At 61.6% G+C, this 16,802-nt stretch carries 13 protein-coding genes, 1 tRNA gene and 1 pseudogene; 9 read left to right on the top strand and 6 right to left on the bottom strand.

From position 1 onward, the window contains the following. Positions 1 to 75 precede the first annotated feature (75 nt). Both rpsU and ACOIX3_RS32975 read left to right on the top strand, forming a co-directional pair. On the top strand, positions 76 to 372 hold the full coding sequence (rpsU, locus tag ACOIX3_RS32980; protein WP_420966146.1) for a 30S ribosomal protein S21: 297 nt from the start codon (positions 76 to 78) through the stop codon (positions 370 to 372). Between the two features lie 134 nt (positions 373 to 506). After that, entirely contained in the window at positions 507 to 662 is a 156-nt protein-coding gene (locus tag ACOIX3_RS32975) for a hypothetical protein (protein ID WP_420966144.1), read from the top strand. Positions 663 to 1,382: 720 nt separating this feature from the next. Here the strand turns inward: ACOIX3_RS32975 and ACOIX3_RS32970 are convergent. Next, positions 1,383 to 3,161: an acyl-CoA dehydrogenase gene (locus tag ACOIX3_RS32970; protein ID WP_420966143.1), complete on the bottom strand. Its 1,779-nt coding sequence runs from the start codon at positions 3,159 to 3,161 to the stop codon at positions 1,383 to 1,385. 233 nt (positions 3,162 to 3,394) lie between these two features. On the opposite strand from ACOIX3_RS32970, the gene ACOIX3_RS32965 reads away from it, so the two are divergent. Both ACOIX3_RS32965 and ACOIX3_RS32960 read left to right on the top strand, forming a co-directional pair. Further along, a tRNA-Gln gene (locus tag ACOIX3_RS32965) sits at positions 3,395 to 3,469 on the top strand. Between the two features lie 493 nt (positions 3,470 to 3,962). Continuing rightward, entirely contained in the window at positions 3,963 to 4,250 is a 288-nt protein-coding gene (locus tag ACOIX3_RS32960) for a hypothetical protein (protein WP_420966142.1), read from the top strand. Positions 4,251 to 5,823: 1,573 nt separating this feature from the next. Here ACOIX3_RS32960 and ACOIX3_RS32955 read toward each other — a convergent pair. After that, on the bottom strand, positions 5,824 to 6,033 hold the full coding sequence (locus tag ACOIX3_RS32955; RefSeq protein ID WP_420966141.1) for a hypothetical protein: 210 nt from the start codon (positions 6,031 to 6,033) through the stop codon (positions 5,824 to 5,826). Between the two features lie 333 nt (positions 6,034 to 6,366). Between ACOIX3_RS32955 and ACOIX3_RS32950 the strand changes: the two genes are divergently transcribed. The 3 genes from ACOIX3_RS32950 (at position 6,367) to ACOIX3_RS32940 (ending at position 9,071) form a co-directional block, all read left to right on the top strand. Continuing rightward, the gene (locus ACOIX3_RS32950) at positions 6,367 to 7,137 is read left to right on the top strand and encodes an SDR family NAD(P)-dependent oxidoreductase (RefSeq protein ID WP_420966140.1); all 771 of its coding nucleotides are present in this window, start codon (positions 6,367 to 6,369) and stop codon (positions 7,135 to 7,137) included. A gap of 358 nt (positions 7,138 to 7,495) precedes the next feature. Next, entirely contained in the window at positions 7,496 to 7,819 is a 324-nt protein-coding gene (locus ACOIX3_RS32945; protein ID WP_420966138.1) for a helix-turn-helix domain-containing protein, read from the top strand. Then, a complete protein-coding gene (locus ACOIX3_RS32940) occupies positions 7,794 to 9,071 on the top strand; it encodes a type II toxin-antitoxin system HipA family toxin (protein ID WP_420966137.1) in 1,278 nt (425 codons plus the stop codon). Before ACOIX3_RS32945 ends, ACOIX3_RS32940 begins: the two co-directional genes overlap by 26 nt. Positions 9,072 to 9,329: 258 nt before the next feature. On the opposite strand, the gene ACOIX3_RS32935 is transcribed toward ACOIX3_RS32940, so the two are convergent. The 4 genes and pseudogenes from ACOIX3_RS32935 to ACOIX3_RS32920 form a co-directional block, all read right to left on the bottom strand. Beyond that, on the bottom strand, positions 9,330 to 9,683 hold the full coding sequence (locus ACOIX3_RS32935) for a hypothetical protein (protein ID WP_420966136.1): 354 nt from the start codon (positions 9,681 to 9,683) through the stop codon (positions 9,330 to 9,332). 334 nt (positions 9,684 to 10,017) lie between these two features. Beyond that, positions 10,018 to 11,820 (bottom strand): ABC transporter ATP-binding protein, encoded by a 1,803-nt coding sequence (locus ACOIX3_RS32930; protein WP_420966135.1) that lies wholly within the window; start codon positions 11,818 to 11,820, stop codon positions 10,018 to 10,020. Between the two features lie 1,148 nt (positions 11,821 to 12,968). After that, positions 12,969 to 13,195, bottom strand: a pseudogene (locus tag ACOIX3_RS32925) (IS630 family transposase); the annotation flags it as partial. A gap of 454 nt (positions 13,196 to 13,649) precedes the next feature. Next, positions 13,650 to 13,976: a DUF736 domain-containing protein gene (locus tag ACOIX3_RS32920; RefSeq protein ID WP_420966134.1), complete on the bottom strand. Its 327-nt coding sequence runs from the start codon at positions 13,974 to 13,976 to the stop codon at positions 13,650 to 13,652. A 1,203-nt stretch (positions 13,977 to 15,179) separates the two neighbouring features. Between ACOIX3_RS32920 and ACOIX3_RS32915 the strand changes: the two genes are divergently transcribed. Together ACOIX3_RS32915 and ACOIX3_RS32910 are read left to right on the top strand one after the other, a co-directional pair. Then, entirely contained in the window at positions 15,180 to 15,305 is a 126-nt protein-coding gene (locus ACOIX3_RS32915) for a hypothetical protein (RefSeq protein WP_420966133.1), read from the top strand. 99 nt (positions 15,306 to 15,404) lie between these two features. After that, the gene (locus ACOIX3_RS32910) at positions 15,405 to 16,730 is read left to right on the top strand and encodes a DUF3422 family protein (RefSeq protein ID WP_420966132.1); all 1,326 of its coding nucleotides are present in this window, start codon (positions 15,405 to 15,407) and stop codon (positions 16,728 to 16,730) included. Positions 16,731 to 16,802: the final 72 nt, after the last annotated feature.

The raw sequence follows: 16,802 nt of genomic DNA, 5'->3' as shown, positions 1-16,802 counted from the left end.
GGCCCGCTCTGTCACCGATAGAGCGGGCATTCGTGTTTGTGCGCTTGACTGTCTTCTACCGCGAGAGGTGATCCGTTGCAGGTTCTTGTCAGGGACAACAATATCGACCAGGCACTGCGCGTTCTGAAGAAGAAGATGCAGCGCGAAGGCGTCTTCAGAGAGATGAAGCGCCGCCGCTCGTTCGAAAAGCCTTCGGAAAGAAAGATTCGGGAGAAAGCCGAGGCCGCGCGGCGAGCCCGCAAGCTTGCCCGCAAGCAGGCGATACGGGACGGATTGATTGCCGCTCCGCCGAAGAAGCCCAGATTGCTGGCACCGAAATTTCCGGCACTCAGTCAGTTGCCGCCGCGAACCAGCGGCCCCCGAGAGAGTTAGTCCTCCGTACCGCAATCCTGTTGGAGGGAGCGTGCAAGATGAAGCAGCGACCTTATCGAGGCGATGGATGTCTCCAGGAACGCATCTCTGACGAACACTGTCGTCGGCGAGCCGAAGGCCGGGATGTTCGATCGATGGACGAGAAGCGCCGGCAGCGCGCGCAGAACCTGGCCGGCACGGCCATCAACGCCATGACAGATCATTCGGCCAGCCGGATCGATCAGTCTGCCCGCAAGCATGATCTGCTGGACGGTCCCAGGGAGTTTCGCTCGTCTCGCCGGGATCGTTGACAAAAGGGTCGTGCGGCTTTTTGCCGTGACGGCGAAACCGATTGGCAGGCGACGGGGGTCCTAGTCGGTGCCGACGGGGATGGCGGAAGCCCAATCATTGATTTGCCCGGCGGCGCAAGCCCCCGTCCTCATCTTCAGCTGTCATCGCCCGGCTTGACCGGGCTATCCAGTGCGCCGCAGCCTCTCGGCTCAAGCACCGGCGTCTCTGGAATACTGGATCACCCGCATGCGCGGGTGATGACACCGAACTTGCCCGAGATCGCGCAACACACTCACTGTCGTCCCTGCGAAAGCAGGGACCCATAACCACGAATGCTGCTTGTTGCGCGACGCTGGGGCCACAGCCCTCTTCAACAACGCGACCCTGTGATTATGGGTCCCTGCTTTCGCAGGGACGACGATCGAGGATGTGGGCAATGCCAACCATTCGCTGTCGTCCTGGCGAAAGCCAGGACCCATTACCCCAAATGAGCATTGCAGCGCGACGCTGGGGCCACGATCTCGTTCACAATCAAATGCGGTGGTTATGGGTCCTGGCCGCGGCGCGCAATTGCGCACTAGGCCAGGACGACAATGACGAGTCCCGCCTGCCAACCTCCGCCGCGGAGTATGGGCTCTGCTTTCGCAGGGACGACAGCATGTATGCATCAAACGAGCGGGAGGGGCCTATGGCGAGTACGGCGCTTTGGGCCTTCTCCCGCGATCGCAGCGGAAAGCGTCCTACCCCGCCAGCACCGCATCCGCGCCGGTTATGGCCTCGGCGCTCTCGGTCACGGTCTTCTCCAGCGATGGCGCCTGCACCGAGATGTTCTCGGCGAAGAAGCGCGCCAGCGCGACGTAGCGCTGCGGCTCGGCTTCGCCGTTCGCCTTGGCGGCCAGCGCCTCGCCGGCAAGCATGCAGCCGCCGAGCGCGGCGCTGAACAGCCGCAGATAGGGCGTCGCGCCGGCCAGCGCCTCGTTCGGCGCGGAGGCCAGCCGCTCGAGCAGCCATTGGCTGGTGCGCTCGAGCGCGGCATGGGCGTCGCGCAGCTTGGTGCCCGTGGTGCCGAATGCCGGATCGTTGGAGGTCTCGACCTGCTTGATGGTGGCGGCGAGCTCGTCGAGCAGCGCCCACACCGAAGCGCCGCCATTGGCGCCGAGCTTGCGAGTGACGAGGTCGATCGACTGGATGCCGTTGGTACCCTCATAGATCGAGGTGATGCGGGCGTCGCGGTAATGCTGCGCGGCGCCGGTCTCCTCGATGAAGCCCATGCCGCCATGGACCTGCACGCCGAGATAGGCGACCTCGTTGCCGATGTCGGTGGAGAACGCCTTGGCGATCGGGGTCAGCAGCGCGCCGCGTGCCGCGGCGTCCGCGCGCACCTTGGCGTCCTTGGCGCGCACCGAGACGTCGAGCGCGACCGCGGTGGCGTAGCAGATCGTGCGCGCCGCAGCCGTCATGCTGCGCATCTGCATCAGCATGCGCTTGACGTCGGGATGCACGATGATCGGATCCATCCCGTCGCCCTTGTGGCCGATCGCTTTTCCTTGGCGGCGTTCCTGCGCATAGGCCAGCGCCTGCTGATAGGCGCGATCGGCAATGCCGACGCCCTCGAGGCCGACGCCGAGCCGGGCCTGGTTCATCATCGTGAACATGCAGCGCATGCCCGCGTTTTCCTCGCCGATCAGAAAGCCGATCGCGCCGCCCTTGTCGCCCATGGTCATGGTGCAGGTCGGCGAGGCGTGCATGCCGAGCTTGTGCTCGACGCCGCTCGCATGGATGTCGTTGCGCTCGCCGAGCGAGCCGTCGGCATTGACCATGAATTTCGGAACCAGGAACAGCGAGATCCCCTTGGTGCCGGCGGGCGCATCGGGCAATCGTGCGAGCACGAAATGCACGATGTTGTCGGTCATGTCGTGCTCGCCATAGGTGATGAAGATCTTGGTGCCCTTGATGCGGTAGGTGCCGTCAGGCGCGCGCTCGGCGCGGGTGCGCAGTGCGCCGACGTCGGAGCCGGCGTTGGGCTCGGTGAGCTGCATGGTGCCGGTCCATTCGCCGGTCACGAGCTTCTCGAGATAGGTCTTCTTCAGCTCGGCGCTGCCATGCGCGTCGAGCGCCTCGATCGCCGACAGCGTCAGCAGCGGGCAGAGGCCGAAGGCGACGTTCGATGCGCTCCAGATCTCGGTGCAGGCGGCGTTGATCGCGAGCGGCAGGCCCTGGCCGCCGAACGCTTCCGGCCCGGACACCGCGTTCCATCCCGCGGCGGTCCAGCGCTGATAGGCGTCGGGCCAGCCGGGCGCAGTCGTCACCTTGCCGTTGTCGAGCTTGATGCCGTGCTCGTCGCCGACCTTGTTCAGCGGCGCCAGCACATCGGAGGCGAACTTGCCGGCTTCTTCCAGGACGGCAGCGGTGATGTCGCCGTCGAAGTCGCCGTAGTGGCCGGCCGCCACGGCGGCAGCGAGCCCCGCGCCGTGATTGAGGGACAGCAGGATATCGTTGATCGGCGCACGGTAGGTCATGGCGTTACTCCCGACGAGGCGTTTGGAAATTGTCTTCCCATGAAACCAGCGGCCTCTCAACTGTCCGAGCGGACATCGCCCGGTCTGTTTCGGCCACCGCAGCGTCGCCCGATAAGTCGCCCTATAATAAGGGTGCCGGCAATCAACCTGCGGCTTTCCTGCCTTTTCACGCGCCGCCCTGTTGAAAAGGCCGGACTCACCCTATAGACCGGCGTGGCCTTCGATCGGCGCGTTGGGGCGTAGCCAAGCGGTAAGGCAGCGGATTTTGATTCCGCCATTCGGAGGTTCGATCCCTCCCGCCCCAGCCAGTCTATCGCCTTGATTTATCAGGTTGTTCTGCCTTTGTTTCGATCCGGCATTCTGAATGCGGTCCGCCCCCTCATTCTGAACATCTGTTGCCGCTTGGTTTGCAAGCATGTGCGCGTGGCGTTTCCGAGTCGCCGACAGCATCCGGGCTTCGGTTCGTTTGGCATACCCGGCGTAGCTTTCTCGGGTTCGGTGGGCTGATAGGGCGCGGCCTTGTCCCTCGGTCAGTTCGGCCTCCTCGAGCTCAGTCATGCCGCCGTGCCGGCAAGCGTCCAGGGTGAACTCTTCGGGTAGGCCTATCTCTTTCCGCATGCGCTGGACGATCTTCTGCATGCCGGAGAACGAGTAGGGCTTGACGACGGTCTTCTTACCCTCGTCTGAACCGCGGCGCTTGGGGACGATCTCCCGCAAGATCATCTGCACGCCGCGGCGCGTCAGCTTGGCGAGCACTGCCTCGGCCTCCTCATAGAATTTGACGATCTCTCCGGAGGGCAGTTGATCCTCCAGGGGATGGTCGATTACGGCGCCGGTCTTGTGGTGCTCGATCCGGATCGTCGGTTTCGGGCCCGTCCGGTAGTCGGTCCATTTGATGTGGCCGGCAATCACGTTCTCCGGGCGCTGCAGCCACTCGAAGCAGATAACCGCCGCAGCACCACACTCCGGCTCGCCGCGCTCCACGCAGCCGTGCGCGAACTTGTAGGCCTGTTCTCGCGTGACGGCATGCTTCACCAATTTGACCCGGGTCGCCATGGTGACGCCCAGCCAAGGGTTCGGGATGTCTGATGGAAACTCGGCCGGGTGCAGCCGATGCACCACACGCCAGGCTTTGCGGCAGAGAACGACCAGCTTTTCGGCGGTGCGCAGCCGGTTGCCTTTGCGGCCCTTGACGAACGTATCGTACAGCTTGTCCGCTCCAAGCGGCGTCACAGACTTGATCGGCCGGCTGCCGACGCGGTCGCCACGCTTGGTCAATGTGTCGCAGATCTCGCGCATGTTCCATTCGTAATTCCGGCGCGATCGCGGCTTGACCTTCTCGAGGTAGGCGCGGCTCTGTCTGTATTCTCGGAAGAGCCAATCAATCGTGCCGATCCGGGGTGCAGCTTCGCTCGATATGGGGAGTCCCTTGAGGGCGTCCATCCATTCCTCGAACAGACCGTTCAGCGTCGCCGCCCGGCCCTCTGCGCCGCACGCTTTGGCGTAGTCGGTGCCCAACGGTTCGTTCGGCACTGGACAGCCCATCTTCCGATATCGCGTGGGAAGGTTGTAGTAGAATGCTGTCTTTCCGGACGCCAGTTTCTTCGGGATGACGTAGCGGGGTAGCTCCACGTTCACAAATCCGCGGCGATGTCGGTTGTGAAGGCCATTTCCCGCGGCAGAATTGCCGCGTCCAGATCGTCCCTGAGCCATAGCTGCCGGCGCCCTTCCTTTACGCGGGGCAAAGGATACTCCTTCCCGACACGCTTGAGGAAGGCCTCAGCGGTTGGTTCGCCGCAATACCCGGCTGCGACTGCAGCTGACATACGACGTGGCCAGGAACCAGCAGGAATTACGGCAAAACGTGGCATGAACCGTCGAAACTTGAGCTACCGGAATGGCGTCCAGTCGTGTGGTGCCGATGCATCTTGCAGATCGCCGCTGACGCTCGAAACCGCGATGGCAGCGAGATCGCGCAACAAGATAGTAGATCGTATTAAAGGGATGGATTGCCGAGCCGCGTCGGGGTCGCAGCAAGCGCTTATAATAAGTATTCCTGTGGCTGCGCGCCGCCAGCGAACAAAGCGCTTGTATCAAATAGGGGGACCAAACCCTTTCGAGAAACGGTACCAAAGCACTCCGGATCACGACATCTAGAAAGTTCCTTCGAGGACATGAAGGTCGTTAGACAGGATGCAAGACCTTGCTCATCATGCGGACGTGGTTGTCGATTCTCTCAGCCCCCTTAAGCTCCCGCAGCGAAACTGAGGGGCCTCAGGTCGGCCAAAAGGGGCCCGGTGATCGAAAGGGGACCCTTTGGAAGCAGTTGGCGGGTGCGGCGCGCCTATGGTTAGCCTTTACGCCCGCGATTTGCGGCAGTTCTCTTGGGGCAGGCGGACCTGCCAGCGCGGGTACTAACCGACGCTGATCATATTTGTGATGTCAACCGCGAGGTCGCAGCAAAGAGTTCGATCATCGCGAGCAAGAATCTGGCGCTCATTCAAGCATTGAGGCCGGGAAGCGCCTTGCAACACCCCACAAAGCCGGATGGTCGGGGTTGATCTCGCCGCGCTTGACTAGCTCGTGGGACAATAGTCAAGCACCTAGGCGACTTTGTCCCCCTGACGTGCCAAGCGTGTCCGCTTTCGCACTGAGCTCTAGGTCAATTGACGCTGCTTGAGAGCTGAGCGGGTATCAGAGAGTCTTGGGCGTCAAAGTATTCTTCGATCTCACCAACCGCTCTCTGCTCCCATTCGTCGGCCTGTGTCAGCAATGAGATTCGTTGGACTGGGCGGAATGCTGCGGCTTGACGGCACAGCGAAGCGATTGCGCGGTAGCGACGCACGTTCTCCAGAATTGCCGATCCTGTCATGTGATTTCCCCATTCAGCTTCCAGACGCGAACATGAGGCGGATCGATTTTCGATTGGTTAGCGGCCGGCTTGGAAAGCATCTATGGTTGGCAAATCCTTGCGATTTGAAACCTCTCTGACCCTTAACGCGGGATTTCCGACCGAAGGATATTGACCATGGGAATGGTGGCTTCTGGATACGCGGCAGGTTTTGGTAAGTGGCCGAAATAGCCCCACTAGCCACCCACCGCCGGAACGAACGTAGATTGGTTGGAGAAGGTCAGTGACGAGCGGTATCGGAAGTGGTGCGTCGGTGCTGTAGACTGCGTTCGGAAACATCCGGAGGTGCAGCGCATGGCGATCGTATTCATTACCGGCAGTACGGATGGTCTCGGCCGGGCGGCGGCGCGGTCGCTTCTCGATCAGGGGCATCGAGTGGTGGTGCACGCGCGATCGGCAGATCGCGCCGCAGCCCTCGGAGAGCTCGCGTTGCGTTCCGAACGAGTTGTGGTCGGGGACCTGCTGGGGGGCGCCGAGACGAAAGGCATCGCGGACCAACTGAACGCGATCGGGCGCATGGATGCGATCATCCATAACGCTGGCGTCTACACACAGCGGAGTCGTGGTTCGACTCCGGAAGGGCACGCTGGAACGCTGGCGATCAATACTCTTGCGCCCTACTTGCTGACGGCACTTATCGAGCGCCCCGGTAGACTGGTCTATCTCAGCAGCGGGCTGCATCGTGGCGGGGAAGGCTCGTTGGATGACCTTGATTGGACGAAAAGGTCTTGGGATTCGGCGAGGGCCTACGCCGAGAGCAAGCTGCACCTCGTCGCGCTTGCGTCCGCGCTGGCGCGACGCTGGCCAAGCGTCCTAAGCAACGCGGTCGATCCAGGCTGGGCGCGCACGAAGATGGGTGGCGCGGGCGCCCCGGTAGATGTCGAAACGGGTCAGAAGACGCAAGCCTGGCTGGCCGTGAGCGACGATCCAGCCGCGCTAGTTAGCGGCCGCTACTGGCATCAACTCCGGCAGCAAGAGCCGGCTAATGAGGCGACTGATCCGAGCTTCCAGGACGAACTCATCGATAAGTTGGGCAAGCTGACCGGAGTTAAACTACTGGCGTAGGTAACCAGCGTGGATCTGCTCTGGGGCAAAACCGCCCGCGGCGGACCTATTGCCTGCACTTGAAAAAAGTATGAAAAAAATTCCTTGATTTTGGCGTGTCGCCGGCGCCGTCGAAGACTTTGCTCTGCAGCTGTTTTGTGGGCGGCGGGAGCCATGGAAGTCCATGCGGACGCGGTGTTCGCCCCGCGCTGGTCGAAGATTGCCTTAGGCATTGGGGAACCGCGCTTTGGCCTTGAAGATACGTTTGAGGATCTTTTTATTGTTCCGTGATACGTAAACAGATCTAAGTCTTGACGAGGTTTGCAATAAATGATACCTTTGCATATCTTTTTGAAGAATTAAGATACGTAAACAGATCATGCAACGGAACTCAGAAGCAACCCAACAGCTAGGACGCCTCCTCCGGGATGCAAGAAAGCAAGCGGGCCTGACTCAAGAGCAGGTGGCCGAACGGGCGGGCATTTCCCGGCCGCGTTACCGCGATATTGAGCAGGGCAGCGCCGCTGCGCGGGCGACTACGCTGATTAACGTCGCGCGCGCCCTCGGCATGGAGCTAATGCTGATCCCACAGGCCATGGTGCCCGGCGTCAACGCACTTCTTCGACCGTCCGAAGACGAGGACCGACCAGCGTTCACCACCGATATGGATGATGATGATGAGCACCCGGGTCCGCGCCCCTAACACCATTCAGTCGCTGGACGTGTTCCTTCAAGACCTCAAGGTCGGAACGGTCGTGCGTACGCCAGGCGATTTCAATGCTTTCAGTCTCGATCCGGCCTATCGAGCTATGGCGAAGCCCCCGATACTAAGCCTCTCGCTCCGCTCCGCCGATGGTGGCCTTCGCAAGGATCCGAAGCCCGCAGCACACATGCTGCCCGCGTTCTTCGCGAATATGTTGCCCGAGGACAAGCTTCGCGAGGCGATGGAAAAGCACCACGCGGGAGCAGTGAGGCAAGGAAACGATTTCGACCTCCTGGCGGCGCTTGGCGAAGACCTGCCAGGTGCAGTGCGCGTCGTGCCGAGCGACGGCAGCACCACGATAGCCGTTCAAGACAATCCACGTGAGATCAAAGCGCGGTTTTCCTTGGCGGGAGTTCAGATGAAGCTCTCCGTGATGAAAAACACGGGCAAGGGTGGCGGACTGACTTTGCCTATCGGCGACGAGCAAGGTCAGTACATCGCAAAATTCCCCTCGGCCAATCTTGTCGGATTGTCCGAAAACGAACTCGCCATTTTGGCGCTGTCCGAAGTCCTCGGAATGGATGTGCCGGAACGCGAGCTTGTCGAAAAATCCGATTTCGAGGGAATTCCCGAAGAATTCAATACGCTGTCGACCGGCAAGGTCTTGCTGGTGAAGCGGTTCGACCGTGGGGCCAAAGGTACCCGAATTCACATCGAAGACTTCGCTCAGATCTTTGGTCGGCAGCCATCCAAAAAATACGATGACGCATCATACCACGACATCGCCTCCGCGCTGAACGTGGCGGTTTCGACCGATGCCGCACTCGAATTCGTTCGCCGACTGGCACTTGCCGCGCTCGTCGGCAACGGCGACATGCACTTGAAGAACTGGTCCACAATATACCCAGGTGATGGTTGCACTCCGGCCATCGCCCCCGTGTACGACGTCCTATCAACCGCCGCTTATTTTCCGAAGGACGATATGGCGCTCTCTTTAGGAGGAGAGAAATCCTTCAAAGCGCTTACTCCGGACCGCTGGCGAAAGTTCGCCAATCGCGCCCGGCTACCTGAACCGGCGGTCATCTCAGCCGTCGAGGAGGTCGTATCGTTGGTGAACGACCATTGGTGGCAGCTCCCAGAGCGGGAAGTCGTTCCGGCCGCTGTTCTTAGTAAGATCGATGCAAAAATCGAGGAGATGAGCCCGGTTCTAGATCCCGGCCACGTTCCGAGGCCTTCCCCGGCTAACCCCTGAGCTTGGTGCTGCCCAGATCTAGATCCGCGGTCGCGCTGATTGCGCTTCTGAACGCTCCACGTACTTTGCGTAGGCCCGGCGGATTCGGTTGTAGTCGACTCCGCCGGTGTGAAATCGTTTCACTTCGTTCCCCAAAGGCGGCGACTGCGATGGCCGTATCGAAGACGCCTTCTACGGTGTCGCCATCACAAAAGGGGATCGCAACCGCCCCGAGATACTCGTCCCGCTTCCGCTTCTCGAGCCCCCACATCTCGTATTTCAGCGAAACCAGCACACATGGATGACGTCGTCTTCGACTGCAGTCGGCTCGATTCTTTGTGAGCGCCTGAAATCCACGCTAACCAGTCCACCCAAAAGTTGGGAGACAGCAGTAGATGCCTTTCCATGATCATGGCCCTCCCCAAGCCGAGCCGCCAGGCCGTCCATTGTGGCCTCGATGGTGATCGACTGGCCGGAGGCGATCGGCGGCGCACCCCGCAGGGGCTCGACAGCAAAGGAGGAACTTTCTTGTTTCGCGAGGAATGACGGCGCAGCCGGCAGGGGAAGAAAGTTGTGACGCCGCTGCTGCGCCATAGGCGGTCGAGGCTTCAGCCGGCCTTCGGCCAGATTCATCCATCGAAGAGGCCGTTCGGTGCGCTCGGCCTGACGGAGCTGACATCAAGGAGAACGGGGCGGTTTGCGAGCCAAGAGAGTCCGGCCCGACGAATCAATGGCGATTGGCTCTCTTTCCTGGCGATGGACGGATTTCGCTTCCGCCATCAAGCCTCCGCAGCACGCCCCATTCACGAGAGTCGCTGCCCGCGTCCGTGTGCCGCCGCCGTTTGGTCGATTCCGCCACAACGACAGCCACGAACCTGGCCTCTCTGCGATGACCGGTCGAGCCTCGATGCCGATGACGAACGTCGATGATCATGACGGTGGGCTCCGCCAGCCACGCGCCACCAATTCAGTCCGCCGCGTCGATCCGGCCGAACTCCGTGACCTGACGCTCGAACAAGGAGCGATAGATGCCGCCCGGCCGCGTGGTGAGGGCGGCATGGGTGCCCTGCTCGACGAACTTGCCTTGATCGAACACCAGGATGCGATCCATGCTGCGCACGGTCGACAGCCGGTGCGCGATCACGATCGAAGTGCGGCCCTTCATCAGCCGCTCCATCGCCTGCTGGATCAGCGCCTCGGATTCCGAATCGAGGCTCGATGTCGCCTCGTCCAGGATCAGGATCGGCGCATCCGCCAGGAACGCGCGCGCCAGCGCCACGCGCTGCCGTTCGCCGCCCGACAGCTTGATGCCGCGCTCGCCCACGAGCGTGCCGTAGCCCTTCGGCAGCCGCATGATGAAGTCGTGCGCATTGGCAAGCCGCGCCGCCTGCTCGATCGCCTCCATGCCGGCGCCCGGCCGGCCATAGGCGATGTTCTCCGCCAGCGTGCGGTGGAACAGGATCGGCTCCTGCTGCACGATCACGATCTGGCTGCGCAGCGATTGCTGCGTCGCCTTGGCGATGTCCTGACCGTCGATCAGGATCTTGCCGCCGGAGACGTCGTAGAGCCGCTGCACCAGCTTGACGAAGGTCGTCTTGCCGGAGCCGGAGCGCCCAACGAGGCCGACGCGCTCGCCGGCATCGATGTCGACCGACAGCCCGTCATAGAGCGGCAAGCGATGGCCGCCATAATGGAACGTGACGTCGTCGAACACGATGCGGCCGCCCTGGATGTCGATCGTCCTGGCATCATCAGCATCGACAATGCCGAGCGGCTCGCCATGGATCTGCACCAGTTCCTCCATGTCGTTGACCGAACGCTGCAGGTTGTTGATGTGCATGCCGACATCCCGCAGATACGCGTGGATGATGTAGTAGCTGGTCAAGACATAGGTAACGTCGCCCGGCGTGGCGGCGCCCTGTGCCCACAGCAGGATCGCGCCGCCGATCACCGAGGTGCGGAAGCACAGCAGCACCATCAGCTGAGCGGCCGCGGTGTGGGTGTAGCGCAGCCAGGTCCGCCGCACCCGCCGGCGCCAACGGCTGATGACGCCGTCGAGCCGCGCGTCCTCGCGCGCCTCGGCACCGAACGACTTCACCACCGCGTTGCAGGTCAAGGCGTCGGCCAGCGTGCCACCGACCTTGGTATCCCATGCGTTGGAGACGCGGGCGGCCGGCGCGACGTGGCGGACCGTGAGCCTCATCGTCATCGCGACATAGATCACCGCGCCGATCGCGACCACCGCGCCGAGCTGCGGCCAATGCAGGCCGAGCAGGATCATAGAGCCGAGCAGCACCACCAGCGACGGCGACAGCGCCGCCAGGATGGTGTTGTTCAACAGGTCGAGCCCCCACATGCCGCGCGTGATCTTGCGCACTGTAGAGCCGGCGAACGAATTGGCGTGCCAGTCGGTCGAGAAGCGCTGCACGCGCATGAAGGCCTGCTGTCCGACATCGGACATCGTCTTCAGCGTAAACGGTACGATCGCCTGCAGGCCGGTCAGCCGCAGGATCACCTGCAGCAGGCCGAGGGCGACGATCGCGCCGAACGCGGTCAGCGCCGCGCGGCATGCGGTAGAATCGACGGCGCCCGCGGTCAACGCGTCGACCAGGTGGCCGGAATAGACCGGCATGAACAGGTCGGCGACGGTCGCGCCGAGGAAGCCTGCGATCACGACAGCGGCGCGTAGCGGCTGCTCAAGCCAATGTCTGAACACGAACGGGATCACCATCCGCATCGCGGCGGCGCGCTTGGTCGTCTGAGAGGTCATGGCACAAACCGGCCACGTGTCTGCCGGGCAGGCAGGCTCCATCTGAAGCGATGCGCAAGCGGAATCCTGCCGCGAGCGTCGTTGAAAATCACGTCGCTCACCGCAATCAGTGCTACCAGAATAGCCTTCTTTCCATTGTGGAGCGTCTTGGTTGAGAACGTCCAATAGAATTGGAGAGTCGTCTCTTCGCCGTTGGCTTGATCTCGTTCAAGTGCGCCGACCGGCGAGCGGTCTCGAACATTCCTAGTGGCGCGTGCCGATCCTTTGGAAATGCGATTCCACCAACAGACTCGGCTAGCAACAAAGCTGCCTATGGTGCCGCGCTTCGTTTCGGACAACGCGTAGCCTGCTCGTTGTTCAAATGATGTGAGAGTATTTGCGATTCATTTGCCCTCCGCCACCGGTCAGGAACATTCATGGAGCCGGTGCAGGAGGGGTCTGCACAAGCCGTGCCAAGGTTTTAAGTCTCGAGGCGATAATTTCACGTCGGTGAACCCGACTGAGAGCCCTGGAGGGGAATGAGGATGGTTAGGCTTTCAAGCGCTTCGATCGGCATGACCGGCATCACGGCGCCGAGTGGCGCTGTTCTAATTAGGACACTCGCGGAAGCAGACTCGGACACTTTCGTCGGACTTGCGACTACTGAAGGCCCTTTGCCCGAGAGAATCGCATCGTGTATTTCATTTCCCCGCCATGCGAAGCGATCCGGAGCCGAAGCTTGGAAAGAGCAAAGACGGAAGGCGAGGCATCCGCCTGCCGGTTTATGGCTCGGACGAATAGTCCCCACACGAGGTTGCCGAGGAGTCTGGTGAGCGAGACCGGCGGTCCACGTGCTCGATCAGGAGGAGATATCCCCTTTGATGTTCGCTGAATGCGACGGCTCCATCACCGATACCCGCCCTGTGATGGCCGGACCGGACGCAACTGAGGGACGTACCGCGTCCGCCCGCCGATCTGCTGTGAGGCGACAAACAGCATGATCGAGCGGCTGTGCGCTCTCCAGCGTGATGTCCTAAGCGTGTACGAAAATGGAATCTGTACGTGCAGTAGGAATCAGCGTCTCCGTAGGCGCAAACAGAACGAAAAGATGCGATCACGACCATCGGTGTCATGCCGCGGCTGGTTACGGAACATGTATCGCTACGGTGCTAGTGTTCAGTCCCGGAAATTCGCTGACAAAGTCGCGCGAGTTTCTTGAGAATGCGGTCAGCGGTAGCGGTCCAGACGAAGGGCTGTGAATTTGCATAGTCGGTGCGGATGAAGCGATCGATTTTTTGACGAGGTCGCGGCGGAGTCGAGTGAGCCACGACGGATGGCCGCGTTGGGTGATGAGGGCGAAGAAGCGTGCGACCTGATTGAACCAGGAGGATTGAGTGCCCCGTTGCGTCGGCGCAATCGAACGCGCCGACGTGTCGGCCAGCGTGACGGTACTGGCCGGATTGCGGAAGCGCTGAACGTCGACACAACCGATCTAATTAAACGGTGACGTTGGAGCACTTGCGGCCCGATAGTTCGGTCGTCGAATGCCTGGGGCTGATGAGCAGCTTCAACGAGCAGTGGCGCGCTCAGGCGCTCGGCCAGATCGAACGGGATCCCACGGTACTGGACCGACTTGTCGCAATTTGTCCCGCATGGGATGACATTGTCGACAGCGTGCTGGAGGCCATGAAAGACGTCCAATCAGAACGGGACGGGCCCCCGCAATTGATCCGGATCTGCTCCACCGCGCACACCTGCTCCGTCGCCCCTGACCGAAGGTCGTCTACGGCCAGCTCTTGAGCTGAGCGATGCCCCGCCCGGGCCAGCCGGGCGAGGCATCTTGGGTCGGGTCAGTCGCCGTTGCGACGGCTGGGGCGGGACCAGATCAGGCTGAAGCCCTCACCGTCCTCGTCGTCGAAGAGGTTGGCGAAGATCGGAGCGGTGAAGCTCGGATCGTCGAGCTTGAGACCCAGATAGTCGCGGCCCTCGTTGGAGCGCTTGGACCAGGCGGCCCCGATCTCCACGCGGCCGACGTAGACCCGGTGGCTGGGGGCGTTGTCGCCCGAGCGGCTGGCTTCGGGGACGATGCGGACGTTCCTGGCCTGGACTGAGAGAGTGACGATTTCGCCGGTGAACTCGTTGTCGCCGGTCTTCTTGAAGGTGCCGATGGTCGCCATGGTAGTTCTCCTTGATCTCTGTTTTCCGAGCCCGCACCTTGCGGCCTCGATGGTGGTCGACAGGCCGGAGGCGATCGACGGCGCACCCCGCAGGGGCTGGACAGCAAAGGAGGAACTTTCTTGTTTCGCTAGGAATGACGGCGCAGCCGGTAGGGGAAGAAAGTTGCGACGCCGCTGTTGCGCCGTAGGCGTGGCGATAGCGAGTCCCGCCGAGAAGCCAGCCCAACGAATTTAGTAGTCATTGGCTCTTTGTGCTGACAGGCGCAAATTTCCGCTTCCGCGATCACCGCCTCGGCCACATGCTCCGCTCACGAGGGGCGTCGGCCGTGTCTGTGAGCCGCCGCCGTTTGGTCGATGCCCCTCACAATGACCGCCACGAACCTGCCTCTCTGCGATGATCGGTCGAGCCTCGACGCCTAGGCCACTCTCGGTCCAGCTTCAAAGACGATGACGGCGAGCGCTCTGGGTGCGTGATCCAGTCAACCTCACGCGATGTGACGTTATCAGCCCATCGCCAAGCCTTGCCTCGCGGGTCCGGGCGCGGTCAGGTCACTCTCCGGGCTCAGCATCGACAAATCCGACCACAGCGTCGTCGTTCACACAATGGCAGCGGCCGGGCGAGCGATCATCTTGCCGAAACAGGCAATTCCCGGTGGCCTGCGCCACGCGCGCATTCTGTCAGAATACAAGCGCGCTTCATGTCTGAAACCCGCCTCCGACTGTATTCGAAAGCCACATTGCGCCAAAAAAAGCGAGCTTGCCCCTTCTATGGTGCTGGCCCAAATCCTGCACCGGCTGCGCGCCAGGGGGCAGCGGCAACAAGATGGGAATCGCGTTTGGGCCTCGGTCTATTAATCGACAATGCGGTTGCCGCACCGGAGGTCGCCTGTCTCCACGCCGCTGCGAGAACGGAAGACGCTCCTGCTTGCTACGCCCTCGCGCGGCGTTGGTCATGCCATCAGAAACCCGTTTTCAGAAGAGGGCCGGCGTATCGTCACTTGCACGCGGCAACCCTTCGGTGGCGGGCGATGTCCTTGGGATTCGGAGACAGACAACCATGTCCACGTCGATCTAGGCATTCGTCGGACGGTGCCGCACGCCACCGCCGAGGTCGCGGAACGACTTGCTGGCGCACCGCTACACGCATTGATCCACAATGCCGGCATTTCGCCATAGACACCGGACCGTACCCGGCAGACGCCGTTGACGGCGTCAGTCGAAAGCTGGATGGGGCTGTTCCGCCTCAATCTGCTTGGCTTGATCCTGCTCCAGCAAGACCTCTTTCCCACGCTGAAGGCGGCCTCGGCATCGATCGTCGACATGACTTGATCGGTGGCTTGCCGCGCGCACCCGTTTTCCAGCACCGCCAATGCCTCCCGGCGTCAAGGCTGACGGTTGCTTGCTTACTCTGAAGCGAGGCGTCAATACATGATCGATGAACTGGATCTGCGAACCTTCAAGCCACATCCGCAACGCGACGCCGTGCTCGGCGAAGTGCACGCGCGCCCTTTCATACGCCTTGTTTCGCCATTTAGCGTGATCCACTTCGCTTTTCTTGCGCAGGGCGAGGCGGCCGCAAGCGATCGTTGCCGCTTTATCGATTTCTGCCTGGAGCGCAATCTTCCGCCGCCTGAGCAATCGGCGAAACATCATCAGGTTGTGATCGGGCCCGCCATGTTACGCTGGGAGCAGCATTCGGAATTCACAACATTCACCTGGATCTGGACTAACGCAAATGGCCCTGCCGCCCACCTATTCGGCAAAGTTGATGATACCGTCCGATCGCTGATCCTCGCGTTGCGGCAAACGGGACAATTGCTGGTCGCGATCAGGTTAGAAGTGGAGCGTGACGCCTCGCCGACCAAGCGCGCCGAACAGATTTTTGACAAGAATAGCCTGGCCATGGTTGCCACAAAGAGCGGTACAGGCGTTGCCGCCTCAGACTTCCGCGTGGACGAAAAAGGCTTCACGAGAATCCTCGTCTGCGACCTCGGGTTGACGTCGCACGATCTCGGAGCGCTGGTGCAACGGCTCCTGGAAATCGAGACCTACCGTCTGTTGGCGCTGCTTGGCCTGTCGGCGGCCCTTGAGCTTGCTCCGTCTGTTGATCGCATCGACCGCCGTCTTGTTGACGCGCTCGAAAAAATGCAAAGCGGTGCGGGACTGCAATTCAACAACCATCTGCTTGCCGAGCTGACGGCGTTGGCCGCCTCCTTCGAAAGACGTGCGACTGGTAGCTTGTTTCGCTTCGGCGCCAGCAGGGCCTATAACGAGCTGGTCCAGTCGCGACTGTCCATCATTGAAGGCAACGATGTCTCGGGCTATCCGACCTGGTCGTCGTTTCTGGCGCGTCGCATGGCTCCGGCGATGCGAACCTGCGCGACCGTGGAGGATCGTCAGGCGACTCTGTCGGTCAAGCTCGCGCGTACCGCCGATCTGTTGCGAACCCGTGTCGACGTCGAAATAGAACGACAGAATCGTGACCTATTGCACGCTATCAACGAGCGCGCGAGGCAGCAACTTCGGCTGCAGTGCACGGTCGAGGGATTGTCGGTCGGGGCGATCGGATATTACGTGGTCAGCCTGTTTAGCTATCTTGCCAAGGGCGCGCACGACGTCGGACTGCGAGTTGAGCCCTCGTTCCTGACCGCAATCTTCGTGCCGATCGCGGTCGGCGTGATCTGGCTAGTGAGTTACAATGTCCGAAAGCGACACCTCAAGCACGACGACGCGCCCTCGGTGGCTTGCGACTAAAGCTCCTTGAGGGACTCAGTGCGTCCGTCCTACGAAGCTCGCATAGTCGTGGTGCGACGCCGCCGCTAAAGC

It is taken from the genome of Bradyrhizobium sp. B120 (genome assembly GCF_049075665.1).
GTDB lineage: Bacteria > Pseudomonadota > Alphaproteobacteria > Rhizobiales > Xanthobacteraceae > Bradyrhizobium.
This window is presented reverse-complemented; position numbering and strand designations above follow the sequence as displayed.

Excerpts from the sequence above, each read along its gene's own strand:
- ACOIX3_RS32930 (WP_420966135.1), bottom strand. The coding sequence starts at position 11,820 with ATGACCTCTCAGACGACCAAGCGCGCCGCCGCGATGCGGATGGTGATC.
- ACOIX3_RS32940 (WP_420966137.1), top strand. The coding sequence starts at position 7,794 with ATGAGCACCCGGGTCCGCGCCCCTAACACCATTCAGTCGCTGGACGTG.
- ACOIX3_RS32910 (WP_420966132.1), top strand. The coding sequence starts at position 15,405 with ATGATCGATGAACTGGATCTGCGAACCTTCAAGCCACATCCGCAACGC.
- ACOIX3_RS32920 (WP_420966134.1), bottom strand. The coding sequence starts at position 13,976 with ATGGCGACCATCGGCACCTTCAAGAAGACCGGCGACAACGAGTTCACC.
- ACOIX3_RS32975 (WP_420966144.1), top strand. The coding sequence starts at position 507 with ATGGACGAGAAGCGCCGGCAGCGCGCGCAGAACCTGGCCGGCACGGCC.
- ACOIX3_RS32950 (WP_420966140.1), top strand. The coding sequence starts at position 6,367 with ATGGCGATCGTATTCATTACCGGCAGTACGGATGGTCTCGGCCGGGCG.
- ACOIX3_RS32970 (WP_420966143.1), bottom strand. The coding sequence starts at position 3,161 with ATGACCTACCGTGCGCCGATCAACGATATCCTGCTGTCCCTCAATCAC.
- ACOIX3_RS32945 (WP_420966138.1), top strand. The coding sequence starts at position 7,496 with ATGCAACGGAACTCAGAAGCAACCCAACAGCTAGGACGCCTCCTCCGG.
- ACOIX3_RS32935 (WP_420966136.1), bottom strand. The coding sequence starts at position 9,683 with ATGAATCTGGCCGAAGGCCGGCTGAAGCCTCGACCGCCTATGGCGCAG.
- ACOIX3_RS32955 (WP_420966141.1), bottom strand. The coding sequence starts at position 6,033 with ATGACAGGATCGGCAATTCTGGAGAACGTGCGTCGCTACCGCGCAATC.